This window comes from Kribbella sp. NPDC050820 (genome assembly GCF_040653975.1).
Lineage (GTDB): Bacteria > Actinomycetota > Actinomycetes > Propionibacteriales > Kribbellaceae > Kribbella.
This window is the reverse complement of sequence record NZ_JBFAHB010000092.1, coordinates 15,378-33,482: the sequence shown is the minus strand read 5'-3', so window position 1 is coordinate 33,482 and position 18,105 is coordinate 15,378. Positions and strand designations below refer to the sequence as shown.

Here is an 18,105-nt window from a genome sequence, read left to right as displayed (position 1 = left end):
ACCGCAGGAAGACCCGTTCGGGCGGCCGCAGCCCAGCGCGCGACCGCGCCGCGGCGACCAGGTCGCCGTCGTCGACGATCCGGGCGTCGACGACGTCGGCCCACTGGCTCAGGCGTTCGTAGTCGGCGCGGTGGGTGGTCGCGGGACGACCGTCGATCAGGCCTGCCGCGCCGAGCAGGAGGGATCCCGAGTCGATGCCGGCCAGGACCAGGTTGTTGCCCCCGGCCCGCTTCGCGTCGGCCAGCTGCTTCGGGATCACCCCGCGCTCGATCTCCTCCAGGATCCAGCCGCCGGACACCGCCAGCACCCGCGCGGTGTCCGGCGACCACGGCTCCAATGCGGTGAACGTCGTTCCGTAGCACCCGGTCACCTCGGTGGCCCCGTCGGCGGTGACCAGCCGGGGATCCACGGCCAGCCCACGCCGCTTCGCGTTGGCGAACACCGCGTACGTCGCCAGCGCGTCGACCTCGGCCACACCTTCGAACATCAGTACGTCGATCCGCATGCCTTCCAGCCTGCGGCCGGCGGCGGTGCTGTTGGGAGTGGCTGGAAAGACATCATCAGCTAGATTCGCGCCATGATGACCGTCGCCGTCCTCGCCGCCGAAGGTGCGATCGGGCTCGAGTTGGCCGGCGCCTGCCAGGTCTTCGCAACCGCCGAGGGCCTGTACGACGTCCGCGTCTGCGGCACACCCGGTACGACGCTGATGGCTCACGACCGCCCGATCCTCACGGCCGAAGCGCCGTACCCGCTGTCCGATGCACTTCTGGCCGACACCCTCATCGTGCCCGCCGCCTTCGAGCCGTCCGACGAGGTGGTGGAGCTGATCCGCGAGGCCAATCGCCGCGGGACGCGGATCGCGTCCATCTGCACCGGTGCGTTCGCGCTCGCGGCTGCCGGCGTACTCGACGGGCGACGGGCCACGACGCATTGGTCATGGGCGGACGAGCTCGCCCGCCGCTACCCGAAGGTCGAGGTGGTGGTCGACGCGCTCTATGTCGACGAGGGCGATGTACTGACGTCTGCGGGTGTCACCGCCGGCCTCGACCTCTGCCTGCATCTGGTCCGGCGCGACCACGGCTCGGCCGTCGCTGCGGAGGTCGCGCGGCGGCTGGTGATGGCACCGCACCGGGACGGCGGGCAGGCGCAGTTCGTCACCATGCCCGTTGTCTCGGGCAACGATTCGCTCGAGCCGGTGATGCGGTGGATGCGGGACCACTTGGCGGAGCCGCTCACCCTCACCACCATCGCCGCGCAGGCCGCGATGAGTCCACGCACGCTGTCCCGGCAGTTCCGCGCCCAGACCGGCACGACTCCTTTGCAATGGCTGATCCGGCATCGCCTCGCCCGCGCCCAGGAGCTCCTCGAGACCACCACGCTCCCGGTCGGCCAGATCGCGACCGAGGCCGGCTTCAGCACGCCGTTGTTGCTGCGTCAGCACTTCACGAAGGCGTTCGCCACCACGCCGACCGCCTACCGGCGGACGTTCACGCGGTCTTGATGATCCCGCCGTCGATCAGGTAGTCGGCGCCCACGATGCTCGCGGTTCGCGGCGAGCACAGCTGCACGACGAGCGCGGCAACTTCGGCGGGCTCGATCAGTCGGCCGGTCAGCATCCCGGTCTGCTCCGGCAGACCGGCGAGCAGATCGTCATGGGACACTCCGAGCTTCTTGGCGAGCTGCCCGCCGTACTGATCCGGGCCGACCCACAACGCCGTACGTACCGGGCCCGGCGAGACCGTGTTCACGCGCACGCCTTGCGGACCGAACTCCTCAGCGAGCGCCTTGCCCAACGCGGTCAGCGCCGCCTTGGCGGTCGTGTACGGGATCGGGCCGGCGGACGGGATCCGCGCGCCGTTCGACGACACGTTCACGATCGCGCCACTCTGGCGGATCAGGCTCGACAGCGCGGCCCGCGTCGTCCGCACGGCGGCGAAGTAGTTCAGCTCGAAGAACTGTTGCCACGCCTCGTCCCCGAACTCCAGGAACCCGCCGGCTGCCTCGCCGTCACCGCCACCGACGTTGTTCACCAACAGGTCCAACTCGCCGACTTCCGCCAACGCGGCGGCGACCGCGCGCTCCGGTCCATCCGGTACGGCGAGATCAGTCGGCACCACGTACGCGCCGGTGGCACGGAGCTCCGGAGTGACGGTCCGGGCGACCGCGACCACGCGCACCCCTTCGGCCACGAGTCCCTCCACCACGGCCAGCCCGATGCCGCGGCTGGCTCCGGTGACGAAACCGAACGCCACCATGGAGGAGATCGCGGCCGCGGCCGGGGTGGCCCGGACCACCGTGCACCGGAGGTTCGCCACCCGGGAGGCGCTGATCACCGCGATGGCGACCTGGGCCGCACTGCAACTCCAGAACGCGGTCGAGCAGGCCCGGCCGGAAACCACGCCGCCGCTGGTCGCGCTCTACCAGGCGACCGCCAACGTGCTCCGCGTCAAGCTGTCCTGGGGCTTCGCGATGAACGCAGCCCTTGCCCCAGGCAACCAAGCGGACCGGATCCAGGCCGACGTCGTTGAGCGCTGCGACCAACTCTTCGCCCGCCTCCAGCGGGCTGGAGCGCTCCGCGCCGACGTGGACCCGATCTGGGCGCGCCGGGTCTACTACGCACTGCTCCACGAGGTCTGCCAGGACTTGAGCAAGCGCGGCGCCGACGCGGACACCGACGCACTCGCGACCCAGATCGTCGACACCCTCCTGCGCGGCGTCGGCAACCCGAACACGCAGCTCTGATCAGGACGCCGCTTGTAGATAGACGAGCAGATCGTCGACCAGTTGCTGTGGGCTTGCATGGCCCTTGCCGGATTCGGAGAGGTGGCCCGTGGCGGCCAGGTCGGCGGCGCCGTGCGCGACCGAGCGCACGAGTGAGGCCAGGCGGACCGGATCACCGGCCGGCAGCACACCGTCGGTCTGCGCGGCTTCGACCAGGCCGATCAGGCCGGCTTGAGCGGACTCCGCCGCAGCGGTGAGCTCGGGCGACTCGACCGTCCACCGACCGAAGACCAGACGGAAGCGCTCCGGATACTCCAGCGCCCAGGCGATGTAGCGGCCCATCGCCTCACTCAACGCGGCTCGCGCGGACCGCTTCCGCCGTACCGCTTGCTCGATCGCGGCGCCGTGCCGCGCGAGGTCGCGGGCGGCGACCGCGGCCAGGAGGGCCTGCTTGTCGGCGAAATGCTTGTACGGCGCATTGTGCGAGACGCCGGCGAGTCGGCCCACCTCTCGCAGGGTCACCGCGGCAACCCCACCACGATCGAGCAGCCCGGTGGCCACCTCGATCAAGTCGTCCCGCGTCCCCATCCCGCGATCGTAGTGCCTGACGACGGCCTCGCTTCGCTCGACCATGAGGTTGACGTTGTCAACCTCGCATGTCTATGGTTGACAGTGTCAACCTGAGAGGAGTGCTGATGCGTGCGGTGATCACAGGAGCCAGCGGCGGGATCGGGGCGGCGATCGCGGAACGGCTTGCCAGGGAAGGGATGTCGGTCGTGATGGTCGGCCGCGACCAGGGCCGGTTGAGCGACGCGGCCCGGCGGATCGAGGCCACCGTGCCGGGTGCCGACCTGCGGCCGGACGTGACCGATCTGTCGCTGATGGCCGACGTACGGCGGTTGGCCGAGCGACTCGGCGACGAGCCGCCGGACGTCGTGATCAGCAACGCGGCGGTGGTCGCGCCGATCGACGACGTCACCTCGGAGGGGCTTCAGCGACTGCTCGCGACCAACCACCTGGCGCCGTACCTGCTGCTGCGCTCACTCGCCGAAGCCCTCGGCGACCGGCCCGCCCGCTTCATCGTGGTCGGCGCCTCCCCGACGGCGCTGCGTCGCGTCCCGGTCGACGTCGACCAGCTGGACAGCCGCGAGAGCCTCGCGCCGATCCCCAGCTTCCGGCCGTTCGCGGCGTACGGGCGGACCAAGAACATGAACGCGATGTTCGTCTACGCCCTCGCCCGCCGACTCGCCGGTCGCGCCATCACCGTGAACGGCGCCCACCCGGGCATCATCCGCGACACCGGCCTCGGCCGCGACGCCCACGGCCTACTCCGCCTCAGCGCCCGCATCCTCGACCGCTTCTGCCCCGGCCCCGAGGTCGGCGCCGACACCCCCGCCTGGCTCGCCACCTCCCGCGACGTTGCCACCACCACCGGCACCTTCTACGTCAAACGCCAGGCCGTCCCCACCGCACCCCACACCACCGACGAATCCCGCTGCGACCGCCTCTGGGACGAATCCGCGCGCCTGGTCGACGCGGCTCTACGGACCGCCAGGCCATCACGATGACCACCACTCCGGCGAGCTGAGCGTGCGGCCGGTGATCGCAGGCCAGTTGTGATGGTCTGGCGGTCCGTCACCGCGGCAGGGCCAGGGTGAAGCAGGTGTTGCCTGGGTGGGAGGTTACGGCGATCGCGCCGCCGTGGGCTTCGGTGATGGACTGGGCGAGCGAGAGGCCCAGGCCGGAGCCGCCGGAGTCGCGGGTGCGGGAGGTGTCGGCTCGGGTGAATCGCTTGAAGACGTTGGGTTGGAGGTCGGCCGGGATGCCGGGGCCGTCGTCGTGGATGGTGAGTACGGCGGAGTGCCGTTCGTCGTCCGCCTGCAGGCCGACGGTGACGGTGGTCCCGGCCGGCGTGTGCCGGCGAGCGTTGCTGAGCAGGTTGGTGACGACCTGGTGCAGCCGCTGCTCGTCGGCCGTGACGACGATGGGTTCCGGCGGCAGGTTCAGCGACCAGCGGTGGTCGGGGCTGACGATGCGCGCGTCGGTGACCGAGTCCAGCGCAAGGCGGCTGAGGTCGACCGACCTGAGGTCGAGCGGCCGGCCGGCGTCGAGTCGGGCCAGCAGCAGAAGGTCCTCGACGAGCGCTGCCATTCGGGTGGCTTCCACCATCACCTTGCCCATGGCCAGCGGTAAATGCTCCGGACTGCGGAGGCTGAGCTGCGCATAGCCATGGATGGTGGTGAGCGGCGTACGTAGTTCATGCGAGGCGTCGGCGACGAACTGGCGTACCTGCTGCTCGCTCCGGTGCCGGGCGTCCAACGCGCCCTCCATGTGACCGAGCAAGGTGTTCAACGCGACCGCGACCTGACCGACCTCGGTCCGCTCGTCGGTGAGCGCGTCCGGGACACGCGCGGTCACGCCGATCTCGCCCGTGGCCAGTGGCAGACCGGCCACCTCGCGCGCAGTCTGCGCGACCCGGCGCAGCGGCCGCAGTTGCCGCCGTACGACGACAGTCGCGACACCTCCCGCGGTGATCACGCCGATGCCGCCGAACAGCGCCTCCCAGCCGATCAGGCTGTTGACCGTGTTGTCGATGTCCTGAGTGGAGAGACCGGTGATGACCGTCGTGCCGTCGATGACTGAGGCGTGCACGCGGTACTGCCCGAGACCGGGTACGTCGACGGTCTCGTTCGCCGCGTTGACCGGCACGGAGGAGAGGATGTCGACCGCCGGCGTGGAGAGGCCGGTGGAGTCGCCGTCCGCGGTGATGACGTTGCCGGTCGACGTCGAGCCGGACCGGTAGAGGGTGATCGTGCCCGCGTCCTGGTGCGGGCCTCCGTTGTCCAGCGGCGGCTTGGGCCCGCCGTTGTTGTTCAGCACCCCGATCGCCCGGCTGTGCGACGCGGCCACCTTGTCGTCGAGTTGGCGGGTCAGGTACGAGCTGATCGCGGCGGTCGTCAGGACGCTGATCAACACACTGACCGTTGCCATCAACAACACGACAGCAGCGGTCACCCGCGCGGTCAGCGACTTCGGCCTCATGCCCCCAGGGTGAGCGTTCAAGCCTGGCGCTTCCTGGACGAACCCTGGGGGCTCGCTGGCAATCTTCCTGACGCGTCAGAGAAGTTGCTCACCCGCTTGTTTCAGCGCGGTCAGGTCGCGATCAGCCCACCCCTCACCGCGGGACTCGGCGCCGCGGATCAGCGGCTTGTCGACGAGGTGGAACCACAGGTTGGAGATCCGCGCGACGACGCCGAGGTAGGGAATGGCGGCCTCGTCGTCGGCGCTGATCGGACGGCGACTGCTGTAGCCGGCCTTGAACGCGGACCAGTACGGCGTGGACGCGACGCCGGTGAAGTCGGCCGCCTGGTCGCCGACGGTGGCGAGGTCGAAGTCGTAGAGGATGAGATCGTTGCCCGCGACCATCAGGTTGTCCAGCGACACGTCGCCGTGGCGGATGCCGGAGGCGAGACTGTACTGCGCGACGTTGTTCCGTACAGCCTCGGTCAGGGCCCGGAGCAGGTTTTCCTCCGCGGGCGCGAGGTGCGGCCCGAGTTCGTCGAGCTGGTGTGACAGGTCGGGCGCGTGCCGGGGAAATGCGGACACATACGAATCCGCCATTTCGTGGAACCGGGCAACCAGTACGCCGAACTCCCGGTACAGCCCCTCCTCGTACGGCGGCTTCGCCCCGTCGACGAATTCCTGCAGCACGAACGCCCGCGGTCCCTCGGGTGCCTCGAGCAGCCCGACCTGGTCGCCGTCGGGCAGTGCACGGACCGCCGGCGTCGGCAGTCCGTTGGCGACCAGATGCGCCGAAAGCCCTGTCTCCCAACGGATTTCGTCCGGGTGCCGGCCGCCGTACCGGTAGAGCTTGAGGATGTACCGCGCGTCCGCCGTGGTCAGCTCGTACACGTCGTTCACAAGGGAGCGGAGCAGCGTGCAGCCGGTGAACGTAACGCCGTACCGGTCACTCAGGTACGGGGTCAGGGCGGTGGGGTCGGGCAAGGAGCGGAGGGTGGGGAACACAAGGACGAGGTTAAAACTCGGTGGTGTGAAGTGGCGGTGGAGTGGGGAGGTTCGTTACGTTTCCGGATTCGCCTCCCCTTTCGGGGCCGGAAACCGGTAGCCTCTTGCAGCGCCCTATGGGGGAGGCTGCCGTACCACCGACCGACGAACTGCCGGAGAGCCCAAACCCGGTCAGGAGACCACGTCTTGCAGGAGAACACCAGCAACACCAGTACTGGCGAACTGGCGAACGTACCTCTTACCGGTGCGGACAAGGTCGCCTATGCCTTCTACGCCACGGCGGCCGCGGCCGCCCTTGTCGGTCAGGTCTGGGCCGGCGTCACCCACATCCCGTGGCCGGAGACCGGCTTCTCGACGTTCCTGAAGATCATCCTGGTCACGCCCGCGGTGGCCGTGCTCGAGCTCGGTGGTGTCGCCACCGCCGCTCTGGCCGACCTGCGCCGGCGCAAGGGTGAGCAGGCCTACGCCTACCGCGCGATGTCGTTCTTCGCGGCGCTGGTCGCGGTCGTCTTCAACGTGGTCGGGCACTGGCGCCCGGAGGAGCGGTTCCTCGCCTTCGGCTTCGGCGGCCTGTCCGCGTTCGCGTACGTGCTCTGGCTGATCCACAGCTCGGCCCGCCGGCGCGACGCGCTGCGCCGCGCCGGGCAGATGCGCGAGACCGGTCCCGTGTACGGCGTGATCCAGTGGGTCCGCGAGCCGAAGACCACCTGGCTGGCCCGGTCGCTGGCGATCGAGCACGGCTACAGCCTGTACGAGAGCCTGCGCGCGGCCCAGCACCAGATCCGGAACCGGAGCCGCCGGGAGGCGATCGCCGGGACCGTTGCCGAGTACATCCGGTCCGAGCACCAGGACGAGCGGCTGGCCAAGATCGCCGAGACGACGTACGACCCGGACCGGCTGGCCGGGATGCTCGAGGAGCGGATCAACTACGAGGTCATCACCAACAAGCTGACCAAGGCGATCTCGCCGCCGCCGGAGGTCGAGGAGCGTCCGGTGCCGGCCGCGGTCTGGGTGCTCGAGGGCGGGCAGCCGCGGCGGGCCGACAGCACCGGGGTGTCGCTGCGCGACGAGGACGCCTGGACCGGCGAGTTGATGGCGATCGTGGACCAGACCGACAGCGACGAGTCGGTCGCCGAGGCGGTCGTCGTCGAGGACGAGAGCGAGCGGCAGCACGTCGTGCAGAGCGGTACGGCGTCCGCGCCGAACGGATCGGTCAACGGGTCGGTGAACAGTATGCTCAAGCCGCTGGCGCCGCAGCCGAAGGCCGAGCCGGTCGTGCAGAAGCCGCAGCCGCCGTCGCCGTTCGCGGACACCACCGACACCCAGCCGCCGGCGCTGATCACCACCGCGCCGGCCGTCCAGCCGGTGCTGCCTGACCCGGCGCCGGTCGTGGTTCAGAAGGTCGAGAAGGCCGAGGAGCCGGCCGACGACCAGCCGGAGCCGACCGCGCTGGAGAAGAAGCGGATGCGTGCGTACGCGCTGCTCTCGGACTGGCCGGCCGGTCGTGAGCGCACCGCCAAGACGCTGGCCGACGCGATCGCGTCGAGCGAGCCGATGGCAGCCCGGTTCATCGAGCAGTACGAGACCGAGCACGGGGTCGTGTTCGCCTCGCAGAACTGATCGATCGGCTGCCGGTGGACCTCAGTCTTCGAGGCCGAGGTTCACCGGCAGCTCGGCGAGACCGCTGACCAGGACCCGGCGCCATTGGAGGTCCTCGGCCGGCTTGGCCAGGCTCATCCGGGGGAAGCGCCGTACCAGGGCCAGCAGTGACTCCTGCAGCTCGATGCGGGCGAGCTGGGCGCCGAGACAGAAGTGCGGTCCGAAGCCGAACGACAGGTGCTTGTTGTCCTTCCGGTCCAGCCGCAGCTCGTCGGGTTCGTCGTACGCACGGGGGTCGCGGTTGGCCGAGTTCAGCGCCGCCATCACGCCCTCGCCGGCCTTGATCCGGACGCCGTGCAGCTCGACGTCCTCGACCGCGACGCGCAACTGCCCGACCTCGCTGAAGCGGTTGAACCGCAGCAGCTCCTCGATTGCCGACGGCACCAGGTCGGGGTTCGCGACCAGCCTGGCCCAGTTCTCCGGCCAGCGGAGCAGGGTCGCGACACAGCTCGAGATCTGGTTCGCCGAGGTCTCGTGGCCGGCCACCAGCAGGTTCACGCCGAACGCGATCAGCTCGTCCTGACTGAGCCGATCGCCTTCCTCCCGGGCACGGACCAGCTCGTCGAGCAGATCCTCGGCCGGCTGGTCGGTGTTCGCGAGCTTCTTGGTGACCAGGTCCTCGATGTAGGCGGTCAGGCTCGTCATGGCGTTCTCGACGAGGTCCTTCTCCGCCATCCGCATGCTGTAGCCGAGCTCCGTCCATTCCCGGAACTGCTCGCGGTCGTCGTACGGTACGCCGAGCAGCTGGCAGATCACCTGGATCGGCAGCGGCAACGCGACCAGCTGCCGGATGTCCGCGCCGTCGCCGGCCCGCGCCACGTCCTCGGCGAGCTGCGCCGACAACTCCGCGACCCACGGCCGGGTCCGCTCGATCCGGCGGTGCGCGAACGTCGACGACACCAGCTTCCGCAACCGGGTGTGCTCCGGCGGGTCGGTCGTGGTCAGGCTGTTCGGCATCGGCTTGGCCAGCGCGACCCGGGGCGCGCCCTGCTTCACCACCGCGGCCCGCGAGAACCGCGGATCCGCGAGCACCATCCGCACGTCGTCGTACCGGGTCACCAGCCACACCTCGGCCCCGGCCAGTGTCCGCACCCGCGCCACCGGCCGGTTCTCCCGCAACTCCGCGAACGTAGGCGACGGATCGAACTGAAAAGCATCCTCGAACGGAATCTCCAGCACCGGCTCCGACATACCCCGACCCTAAGCGCCTTAGGCAACCCTTCGCTGTAGCTGCGCGCGTCGACACTCGCTGTGACAATCTTCGCTCGAGCCCTTGGCAGGCGAGGCGCAGCCGTGCATAGTTGGCTACTGACAGTAGAGAGATCGTCGCCGATCTCTGGGGAAGTAGAACTCGTCGACAGCGACCTCCTGGGGGGCCAGAGGTCAGCACCGGACGTCGGAGCCGAACATCACGTCGGCTGCTTCGACGCGCACGGCCGCATCCAAGACGCCGTCAAGGTGCGCTGGTAACTCGTCGAGTTCCAATGACTGCTGCCCGGCCACGCCTGGGCACTGGGGTGGAGAATGACAACTGAGGTAACGGCCAAGGTCCGGCGGATCGCACCAGCCGGATCTTTTCGTTTGATCGACAACGACCTGTTCACCAGAGTCGCCCCCGGCTGCGGCCTGGGCGCCAGAACCTTCGTCTACGGACGCAACGGCACAGGGAAGACCACCTTCTCGGAGCTGCTCCGAAAAGCCGCAACCGGCGAGGTCGCCGTGATCGCGGAGTACTACCAGAACGGCGGATGGCGCAAGGGCACACTGCCGGAGACCGTGGTCCGCCGAGTGCACGTTTTCAACCGGAGCTACATCGAGGACCACCTGAGCTTCTTCCTCGACGGCAGTGGCAGCTCGGCGGGCATCCTGAAACTCGGCGAGACCAACGTCGCCGCGGAGGCTGCCCGTCGTGCCCTGGAGGACGAGGCGGACCGTCAGAGCACGCGACTTGCTGCACTGACCCAGAGGCGTGCTGAGCTCGATCGCCGCGTCGTGAAGCTCAAGCAGGAGGCCAAGCAGCGAGCCATCGACGTTCTCGGGCGCGTGCTGCCGTTCAAGTACGGCACGCAGACCTTCACGGTGGCCAAGGCGCACAAGGCGCTCACAGGTCCACAGCAACCTACGCTGACCGACGAACAACTGGACGTCTGCCTCGTCCTGTTGGAAGCCGAGGAGTTCCAGATGATCCCGCCACTAGAGGATCCACTCGGCGCGGTCAGCGCGCTGGCGGATCGCACAGGGGAGGTCATCGCGCGCGCGTTGACCAACGAGGTCAGCCCGGACCTGGATCGCGACCACGCGCTGGCGGACTGGATCGAGGCCGGGCTGGCCCTGCATCCGGTCGGCGGCGATCGCTGCAAGTTCTGCACCACTGGCACGCTCTCGGCCGAGACGCGGTCCACCTATGAGGCACATTTCGACAGGTCGCTGGCCGACCTCCGCTCGGACCTGCGAAACCTCCAGGACGAGATCGCCGCGGCTCGGCAGGCGCTAATGTCCTGGCGTGACGGTCTTCCAACGGCCGACAAGATCATGCCCGATCATGGAGCCGAGTACAGCGACGCACTCGTCGTACTCAAAGAACCGATCGAGACCTGGAACGCCTACCTCGGCTCATTGGCGACTCTCATCGGCCGCCGGGACGAAGATCCGTACCATCCACTGGCAGAGTCGTTGCCGGCGGCACCTGAGTCGCCCGCGCTAAGCCCTCTGACCGAGGTGATCGTCAAACACAACGTGGATGTCGGCCGGCAAGCGAGCCTCCGGGCTAACGCGGAGGCGACCGTGCTCGCCCATCTGGTCGAACAGTTCCGGCAGGAGTACACAACCGCCCAGCACAAGATCCCTCTGGCAGACCGCGCGATCGAGCGCCTAGGCGCCCGGATCGGCCGGCTCCGGGCGGAGGCCGAGCAGATGCGAAGCCAACAGCATGACGTCGGCCGGATGGCAATGCTGATCAACGACGATCTGGCGAACACTTTCGGGCATGTGCATCTCACGCTGAAGGTCACCGAGGATGGGAAGGGTTACGAAGTCCTGCGGAGCGACGGTCCGCCGCAGAACCTGAGTGAAGGAGAACGGCACTCACTGGCGCTGCTGTACTTCCTGCGCAGCCTGGAAGCCGACGGCGTGGTGCCGGAGCGTGACCTCGTTGTCGTCGACGACCCGGTCACCAGCTTGGACAAGGACTCGACGTTTGCCGCCTACTCGTTGGTGGACGAGCGCACCAAGGGCTTCGGCCAGGTCGTGGCTGCCGGTGCCGAATAGCGTCGAGACATGAAGGCGGACCGTGCCCCAGCATCCGGTCGACGTCTGCTGCGCGTGGATCAAGGTGCCGGCCGCCGGGTGCCAGAGGAAGCCGGTGCCGGCCCTGACCGAGCTGCCCGGGCGAGTCCCGAAGAAGGCGCCGACGTAGTAGCCGGGACGTCGTACGTAGAGGTAGTCCTGGTTCTCGATCTCGTCGCGACGCAGTTCGGTGAAGTCGTCCTTGTGCAGGTACGGGATGCGGGCGATCGCGGTCTGCTTCGAGGCACGCGTCGGCAGTGCTTCGCCGTACGGCGCGTGGGCGATGATGCGCGGTGACGTGTCCTGCCTTGCCAACGCCGGCACCGGCGCCGGGTCCTCGGCCCAGGCCTTCCGCAGTGCAGCCTTGTCCTCCCGGCTGGTGAAGAACGCCCCCAGGTCCGGTACGGCGGGGACGAAGTGCGAGCCGAGGATGGTCCGGTCGGGATCCGGGATCGCGTCGTCGTAGTACGCGGTGGCGGTGCGGTCGGACACGGCGTAGTACGTCAGCCAGCCGGAGCCGTCCGGTTCACGGAGCAGGTTGTACCCGAACCACTCGGAGAACCGGCGGGTCATCGAGACCAGCAACGGGTTCCGGGTGAGCAGGTAGAGCTCGGCCATCTCCGGCAGCATCACCTCGAAGTTGTAGTTGATGTCCATCCCGCGCGGGTCGTAGAAGAACCCGGCCGGGCTCTGCGACCACTTGGCGACGAACCGGATCCGCTCCTTCAGGCGCTGCCACCGGGCGAGGTCGGGCAGCAGCCGGAGGGTGAGGGCGGAGCCGGCCACCCCGGCGACGGCCTGGTTCGTGTACTTGAAGGGGTCGTCCCAGACCACGCTGTTGGCCGGGTCCAGGTACCAGTCGACTCCCTTGCGCAGGGCACCTTCCAGCTGAGTACGACGGCTCGGCAGCGCATTGGCCTGGCGGAGGTTGGCCAGCGTCTTGGCCAGGTAACCGAGGCCGAAGCCGCTCGACGCCTTGCCCCGCTCGGCCGGCTCGTACTCGGGCCACGAGCCGTCCGGATTCTGCAGGTTCAGGTAGTGCTCGAGCGCGGCGTCGAGCCGGCCGAGCAACGCGGGGTCCCGGTGGTAGGGGTTCCAGGTACGGCGGTTGGCGTAGAACCAGCTGAGCGTGAACACGTGCTCCTGCACCCGGGCGTTGAACGGCTGGGCCGGCGTCCGCCACCAGCCACCGCCCATGAAGCCGTACGGCGTGGTGTCCACGATGTCGTTGGCCATCGGCGCGAGGATCACCAGGTACCCCGCGAACCGCTGCTCCCCCGGCGCGAACAGTCCGCGGTCCGGCAAGCCGGCCGGCAGACTCGCGAGCGGCGGCAGGCTCGCGGCGTTGGCCCGCAGCGGCAGCGAGGCGAACAACGGCGCCGCGGCGGCGCCGATCAACACGGAACGGCGTTTCACAGTCGTCCTCCAGGAAGTGAAGTACAGGGGTACGGCGGCAGGGATCAGCGAATTTCCAGCAAGGTGAACTCTGGGTCTGGGACTGTGCGGCCGGTGCGGAGGTCGGCGGCTGCTGCGCCCCATTGGGTGAACTCGGGGGTCTTGTCGCGGTAGCCGCGGTTGCCGCGGAAGACGATGTTGCGCGAGTCGCGGAGGCCGACGCCGTACGGCGATGGGCCGAGGACCGTGGCGACGCGGAAGAAGACCGAGTTGCCGAACAGCAGATCGCGGCAGTGGTCCAGCTCGACGGCCTGGGACTGCCAGCCGTAGATGTGGTCCTCGGTCTGCAGTCCGAGGAACTCCCAGTTCGCGACGTGCCGCAGGACGACCTCGCGGTACTGGTGGTGCTCGACGGAGACCTCGTAGACGCGGGTCGGCACGGTCGAATGCTCGACCAGCAGGCCGTTGTCCGCCCAACCGTTGGCGCTCCAGACGTTCGACAGGACGCCGCCACCGCCGCGCACCCAGACGCCGTACTTGTGGATGCCTTTGTAGGTATAGCCCGGATCGCCGCTCGCGACTTCCTCCGGGTGCCATTTCACGAACTGGGTGGTGATGTCCGCGAGGTAGGAATCGCGGCCCGACTGCCAGCTGATGTTGACCGAGCCGGCGGTGTTCCGGGCCGTGTCGAGGCCGAGCCCGGTGACGATGTTGCGGCCGTTGGGCGGTGTCTCGACCAACGCCCTGGGGCGATGCGGATCCCCGAAGTACGGCGTGCCGTCCGGGGTCCGCAACCAGGTCTGCCGGGGGTGCAGCCCGATCAGGTTGGAGTGCTTCCGAAGCCGAAGCGTGCCGGACAGCAGGTATTCGCCGATCGGCACGAACACGGTCTCGTGGCGATCGACGGCAGCCTGGAAGACGTCAAGATCGTCGGCCGTACCGCTGCCCACGGTCCGTCCCATCCGCGCAGCGACCTCGGTGATGCTCACCCAGCTCGACACCGGCGGCAGATCGGGAACGTCGGACCGCAGCATGTCGAACACGTCCCGATGCCAGTCGTACGAAAGCTGCACACCGTCGGTCCGGCTCTCGCGTGAAGACAACGCGTTGGAAATCCGCACGCCGTAAGTGAGTTCTCTGACGGCGCCGTCGCGGCCGGGCGTGCGTGTTCCACTCTGCCCGCGCGTCAGGAGAGTCGGGGTCCGGCGTACCACGCTGTCCACCAGGTTCAGCTGGTTACTGTTCCGGATCAGCGGATTGGTTGCACCTGGCAACAGCTCGCTGTCGTTCATCAGCACTGCGGTGTCGGTGAGTCCGTCGAGCAGGCAGTCCTGCAGGTAGAGGTGCACGAACTGGCCCGGCACGCACTCGACACCGCGCAGCGCGTCGGCGAGCACAGTACGAACGATCACCAGCTTCGCGTCGTTGTTGGTTCGGATCGCCGTCTCGCGCTGGCCGGTGAAGCGGCAGTCCAGGACGGTCGTCTGCCACCCCGCCGAGGCGGCGAACGCATTCAGGCCGACAGCGCCGCCGCGGACCCGCACTCGCTGGATGAGGTTCGCGTTGTGGTCGATGCTGGCCCAGCCGTCACCGGTGTCGATGTCCAGGTCCTGCAGGATGCACAACTGGGCGCCGCCGAACCGGACCGCGATCGCTCGCGGGTTGCCCGCACCGATCGCGATGTCGACGTTGATCAGCCCGGACCCGAAGGTGTCGTTGTTCGCGTACGTCACCGGTCCGCCGACCGGCCGGCGCCGGAACGCGAACACATCACGTGGCGCGGTCCCGGCGTACCCGGGACTGTTGTCGGCCAGGACGAACCGTGGCCGGCGTCCGCCGTACCCGATGATCCGGACCGAGTCGTGCACGTCGATCGGCCCGGTCAGCAGGTAGGTCCCGGGCGGCACGAGTACGACGCCGCCGCCGTCACCCAGCGGGAAGTCGCGGACCCCGCCGAGGATGTCGCCGAGCTTGTTCGCGATGCCACGGCGGGAGGCCTCGTCGACCGCGGCCCGGACGGCGGCGGTGTCGTCGATCCCGTCGCCGTGCACCTCGAAACCGGGCGACCCGAGCAGCACGGCTCTCGGATCGGGCGGCCGTGCCGTGTACGCCGACGCGAAGCGGACCGGATCCCGGTCACCGGTGGCGGCGGCCGGGATCGTGGCGCTGACGACGGAGCCGGCGACGGCACCGGCGGCCAGGCCGGTGAACTGGCGGCGACTCAGCATGGAGGCCTCCTGGGCGGCAGGGGGTGATGGTGCAGCGAGTGTTCTCCGCCGGATCGACGCCGGTCAACACCTTGTCGCTGCTAATTCGCATTACCACTGGAATGAGCCCTTGACGCTCGCTCGGGGCCGTTCTACGGTTCCCTGGAAATGCGTATTACTGCAGAGGATTGATCGGATGCCGGACAGAGCCACCCGCCTCACCCAGCGCGACATCGCGCGGCTGGCGAAGGTCAGCCAGACGACGGTGTCGCTGGTGCTGAACAACCGCAGTGACGCGACCGCGCGGATCCCGGCCGAGACCCGGGACCGGGTGCTGAAGGTGATCCGGGAGACCGGCTACCAGGCCGACCCGCTGGCCCGGCGGATGCTCAAGCAGCGCAACCAGATCCTCGGCGTGTTCACCTACGAGTCGGTGTTCCCGAGCGCGAGCGGCGACTTCTACCACCCGTTCCTCGCCGGTATCGAGGAGCGCGCCGAGCGGCTCGGCTGGGACCTGCTGCTGTTCACCAGCGCGCCGGTGACGGCGGGCCGGCGGCGGATCTTCCACGAGAACAACCGGCTCCGGATCGCGGACGGCTGCCTGCTCCTCGGTCGTCAGATCCCTTCTGACGAGCTGGCCCGGCTGATCGCCGAGGAGTACCCGTTCGTCTCGGTCGGCCGCCGCGACGACGCCGGCGGCCCGGTCCCGTACGTCGGCGCCGACTACGCCACCGCGACGCGGATCGTGGTGGAACGAGCCCAGGCGCTAGGCCACCGCCGGATCGCGTTCGCCGGGCCGGGAGCCGGCGCCGAGTCCTCGGCCGATCGCATGCAGGGCTTCCGCCAGGCGGCCGCCCGCGCGCCACACCTTCCGACGGCCGACCGCTCCGGCGGCGACCTGCTCGACGACCTGCTCGACCGCAAAGTGACCGCCGTCTTCGTCGAGGAGCGGGCGGACGCGATCGCGCTGGCCCACTCGGCTGCCCGGCGAGGTGTAGCCATCCCGAGCGACTTGTCCGTGGTCGCCCTCGGTGACTCGACCCGGCCGGCCGAGAGCGATATCGACTTCAGCGGCTTCCACGTTCCACGCCGGGCGATGGGCCTGCAGGCGGTCGAGCTGCTGGAGGCCGTGCTCAGCGGTACGGCGACCGAACGCCAGCTGCTGCTCCCGTGCGAACTCACCGACGGAACCACTCTCACACCACCGAAGGGTGCCTAGATGCATACCGATGTACTGATCGTCGGCGGCGGTCTCGGCGGAGTCGCCGCGGCGCTCTCCGCCCTGCGGGCCGGCCGCTCGGTGATCCTGACCGAGGAGTTCGACTGGCTCGGCGGCCAGCTGACCAGCCAGGCTGTCCCGCCGGACGAGCACTCCTGGGTCGAGCAGTTCGGCGTCACCGCGTCGTACCGCGCGCTGCGGGAGGGGATCCGCGACTACTACCGCCGCCACTACCCGCTGACCTCGGCGTCACGTGCGGCGACGCAGCTCAACCCGGGCGCCGGGTACGTGTCCAAGCTCTGTCACGAGCCCCGGGTCGCGCTGGCGGTGCTGGAGGAAATGCTGGCGCCCTACCGGGCCAGCCGCCGGCTGCAGGTGCTTCAGCCGTTCCGGCCGGTCGCGGCCGAGACCGACGGCGATCGCGTCACCGCGGTGACCGTGGAGCACCGGGACGCGGGCGATCAGCTGACGATCACTGCGCCGTACATCCTGGATGCGACCGAGACCGGTGAGCTGCTGCCGCTGACCGGGACGGAGTACGTGACCGGCTTCGAGGCGCAGAGCGACACGGGTGAGCCGAGCGCTCCCGCCGAGGCGCAGCCGCTCAACATGCAGGCGGTGTCGTACTGCTTCGCGATCGACCACGTCGACGGCGACCACGTCGGCGACAAGCCGGCCAACTACGCGTTCTGGCGGAACTACCAGCCGTCGTTCTGGGGTGATCGGCTGCTGTCGTGGACAGCGCCCAACCCGCGCACGCTCGAGAGCTCGGTGCGGACCTTCACACCGAACCCCGACGACGACCCGCTCGCGGTGGTCGCGGACCAGCGCCGTACCGGTGGTGACACGAACCTGTGGACGTTCCGACGGATCGCGGCCCGGGGGCACTTCGAGCCGGGCGCGTACGAGAGCGACATCTGCCTGGTGAACTGGCCGATGATCGACTACTTCGAAGGCCCGGTCATCGACGTACCGGACGCCGCCAAGCACCTGGACGCGGCGAAGGAGCTCTCGCTGGCGGTGCTCTACTGGCTGCAGACCGAGGCCCCGCGGTCCGACGGCGGGGTCGGTTTCCCGGGCGTGCGGCTGCGCGGCGACCTGCTCGGCACGGACGGTCTCGCGCAGGCGCCGTACATCCGGGAGTCCCGGCGGATCAAGGCGGAGTACACGATCGTCGAGCAGGACCTGTCGGTCGCGGTCCGCGGTGATCGCGGCGCGGTCGAGTACGGCGACAGCGTCGGCGTCGGGATGTACCGGATCGACCTGCACCCGTCGACCGGCGGGGACAACTACATCGACGTGGCCAGCAGCCCGTTCCGGATCCCGCTCGGGGCGCTGATCCCGCAACGGGTGGAGAACCTGCTGCCGGCGAACAAGAACCTCGGCACCACCCACATCACCAACGGCTGCTACCGGCTGCACCCGGTCGAGTGGAACATCGGCGAGGCCGCCGGCCTGCTCGCCGCCTTCTGCCTGGACCGTGGCGTCAGCCCGCGCGCGGTCCGCAACACCCCGGCCCTGCTCGGCGAGTTCCAGTCCACGCTGGTTGCTCAGGGCATCGAACTCGGCTGGCCGGACGTCTCCGGCTACTGA

At 69.2% G+C, this 18,105-nt stretch carries 14 protein-coding genes and 1 pseudogene; 7 read left to right on the top strand and 8 right to left on the bottom strand.

Annotated features, from left to right (window positions below; all coding sequences use genetic code 11):
• A partial coding sequence (locus AB0H36_RS42655; RefSeq protein WP_360536877.1) for a DJ-1/PfpI family protein occupies positions 1-505 on the bottom strand: 505 nt, incomplete at its 3' end.
• A gap of 72 nt (positions 506-577) precedes the next feature.
• Between AB0H36_RS42655 and AB0H36_RS42650 the strand changes: the two genes are divergently transcribed.
• A complete protein-coding gene (locus AB0H36_RS42650) occupies positions 578-1,501 on the top strand; it encodes a helix-turn-helix domain-containing protein (protein ID WP_360536875.1) in 924 nt (307 codons plus the stop codon).
• On the opposite strand, the gene AB0H36_RS42645 is transcribed toward AB0H36_RS42650, so the two are convergent.
• Positions 1,488-2,255 (bottom strand): SDR family oxidoreductase, encoded by a 768-nt coding sequence (locus AB0H36_RS42645; protein ID WP_360536873.1) that lies wholly within the window; start codon positions 2,253-2,255, stop codon positions 1,488-1,490. The two genes, AB0H36_RS42650 and AB0H36_RS42645, sit on opposite strands and share 14 nt — an antisense overlap.
• Between AB0H36_RS42645 and AB0H36_RS42640 the strand changes: the two genes are divergently transcribed.
• Positions 2,233-2,742, top strand: coding sequence for a TetR/AcrR family transcriptional regulator (locus tag AB0H36_RS42640; protein WP_360536870.1), 510 nt, complete (start codon positions 2,233-2,235; stop codon positions 2,740-2,742). The genes AB0H36_RS42645 and AB0H36_RS42640 overlap by 23 nt on opposite strands.
• On the opposite strand, the gene AB0H36_RS42635 is transcribed toward AB0H36_RS42640, so the two are convergent.
• Positions 2,743-3,309, bottom strand: coding sequence for a TetR/AcrR family transcriptional regulator (locus AB0H36_RS42635; RefSeq protein WP_360536868.1), 567 nt, complete (start codon positions 3,307-3,309; stop codon positions 2,743-2,745).
• 107 nt (positions 3,310-3,416) lie between these two features.
• On the opposite strand from AB0H36_RS42635, the gene AB0H36_RS42630 reads away from it, so the two are divergent.
• Positions 3,417-4,289 (top strand): SDR family NAD(P)-dependent oxidoreductase, encoded by an 873-nt coding sequence (locus AB0H36_RS42630; RefSeq protein ID WP_360536866.1) that lies wholly within the window; start codon positions 3,417-3,419, stop codon positions 4,287-4,289.
• A gap of 67 nt (positions 4,290-4,356) precedes the next feature.
• On the opposite strand, the gene AB0H36_RS42625 is transcribed toward AB0H36_RS42630, so the two are convergent.
• Together AB0H36_RS42625 and AB0H36_RS42620 are read right to left on the bottom strand one after the other, a co-directional pair.
• A complete protein-coding gene (locus AB0H36_RS42625; protein ID WP_360536864.1) occupies positions 4,357-5,763 on the bottom strand; it encodes a HAMP domain-containing sensor histidine kinase in 1,407 nt (468 codons plus the stop codon).
• A gap of 75 nt (positions 5,764-5,838) precedes the next feature.
• Positions 5,839-6,726 (bottom strand): phosphotransferase, encoded by an 888-nt coding sequence (locus AB0H36_RS42620; protein WP_360536862.1) that lies wholly within the window; start codon positions 6,724-6,726, stop codon positions 5,839-5,841.
• Positions 6,727-6,933: 207 nt separating this feature from the next.
• On the opposite strand from AB0H36_RS42620, the gene AB0H36_RS42615 reads away from it, so the two are divergent.
• Complete coding sequence (locus AB0H36_RS42615) at positions 6,934-8,367, top strand: hypothetical protein (RefSeq protein WP_360536860.1); 1,434 nt, start codon at positions 6,934-6,936, stop codon at positions 8,365-8,367.
• Positions 8,368-8,388: 21 nt separating this feature from the next.
• On the opposite strand, the gene AB0H36_RS42610 is transcribed toward AB0H36_RS42615, so the two are convergent.
• Positions 8,389-9,597, bottom strand: coding sequence for a cytochrome P450 (locus tag AB0H36_RS42610; RefSeq protein ID WP_360536858.1), 1,209 nt, complete (start codon positions 9,595-9,597; stop codon positions 8,389-8,391).
• A gap of 333 nt (positions 9,598-9,930) precedes the next feature.
• Here AB0H36_RS42610 and AB0H36_RS42605 point away from each other — a divergent pair.
• Positions 9,931-11,592 (top strand): annotated as a pseudogene (locus AB0H36_RS42605) (AAA family ATPase); the annotation flags it as partial.
• On the opposite strand, the gene AB0H36_RS42600 reads toward AB0H36_RS42605, so the two are convergent.
• Both AB0H36_RS42600 and AB0H36_RS42595 read right to left on the bottom strand, forming a co-directional pair.
• Complete coding sequence (locus AB0H36_RS42600) at positions 11,491-13,107, bottom strand: hypothetical protein (RefSeq protein ID WP_360536856.1); 1,617 nt, start codon at positions 13,105-13,107, stop codon at positions 11,491-11,493. The pseudogene AB0H36_RS42605 and the gene AB0H36_RS42600 overlap by 102 nt on opposite strands.
• Positions 13,108-13,151: 44 nt before the next feature.
• Positions 13,152-15,314, bottom strand: coding sequence for a glycosyl hydrolase family 28-related protein (locus tag AB0H36_RS42595; RefSeq protein ID WP_360536855.1), 2,163 nt, complete (start codon positions 15,312-15,314; stop codon positions 13,152-13,154).
• A 175-nt stretch (positions 15,315-15,489) separates the two neighbouring features.
• Here AB0H36_RS42595 and AB0H36_RS42590 point away from each other — a divergent pair, with 175 nt between their 5' ends.
• Both AB0H36_RS42590 and AB0H36_RS42585 read left to right on the top strand, forming a co-directional pair.
• A complete protein-coding gene (locus AB0H36_RS42590) occupies positions 15,490-16,512 on the top strand; it encodes a LacI family DNA-binding transcriptional regulator (RefSeq protein WP_360536853.1) in 1,023 nt (340 codons plus the stop codon).
• Positions 16,513-18,105 carry an FAD-dependent oxidoreductase gene (locus tag AB0H36_RS42585; RefSeq protein WP_360536851.1) on the top strand — a complete coding sequence of 531 codons (1,593 nt, stop codon included), beginning with the start codon at positions 16,513-16,515 and terminating at the stop codon, positions 18,103-18,105.

Excerpts from the sequence above, each read along its gene's own strand:
- AB0H36_RS42650 (WP_360536875.1), top strand. The coding sequence starts at position 578 with ATGATGACCGTCGCCGTCCTCGCCGCCGAAGGTGCGATCGGGCTCGAG.
- AB0H36_RS42645 (WP_360536873.1), bottom strand. The coding sequence starts at position 2,255 with ATGGTGGCGTTCGGTTTCGTCACCGGAGCCAGCCGCGGCATCGGGCTG.
- AB0H36_RS42635 (WP_360536868.1), bottom strand. The coding sequence starts at position 3,309 with ATGGGGACGCGGGACGACTTGATCGAGGTGGCCACCGGGCTGCTCGAT.
- AB0H36_RS42630 (WP_360536866.1), top strand. The coding sequence starts at position 3,417 with ATGCGTGCGGTGATCACAGGAGCCAGCGGCGGGATCGGGGCGGCGATC.
- AB0H36_RS42625 (WP_360536864.1), bottom strand. The coding sequence starts at position 5,763 with ATGAGGCCGAAGTCGCTGACCGCGCGGGTGACCGCTGCTGTCGTGTTG.
- AB0H36_RS42610 (WP_360536858.1), bottom strand. The coding sequence starts at position 9,597 with ATGTCGGAGCCGGTGCTGGAGATTCCGTTCGAGGATGCTTTTCAGTTC.
- AB0H36_RS42595 (WP_360536855.1), bottom strand. The coding sequence starts at position 15,314 with ATGCTGAGTCGCCGCCAGTTCACCGGCCTGGCCGCCGGTGCCGTCGCC.
- AB0H36_RS42590 (WP_360536853.1), top strand. The coding sequence starts at position 15,490 with ATGCCGGACAGAGCCACCCGCCTCACCCAGCGCGACATCGCGCGGCTG.
- AB0H36_RS42585 (WP_360536851.1), top strand. The coding sequence starts at position 16,513 with ATGCATACCGATGTACTGATCGTCGGCGGCGGTCTCGGCGGAGTCGCC.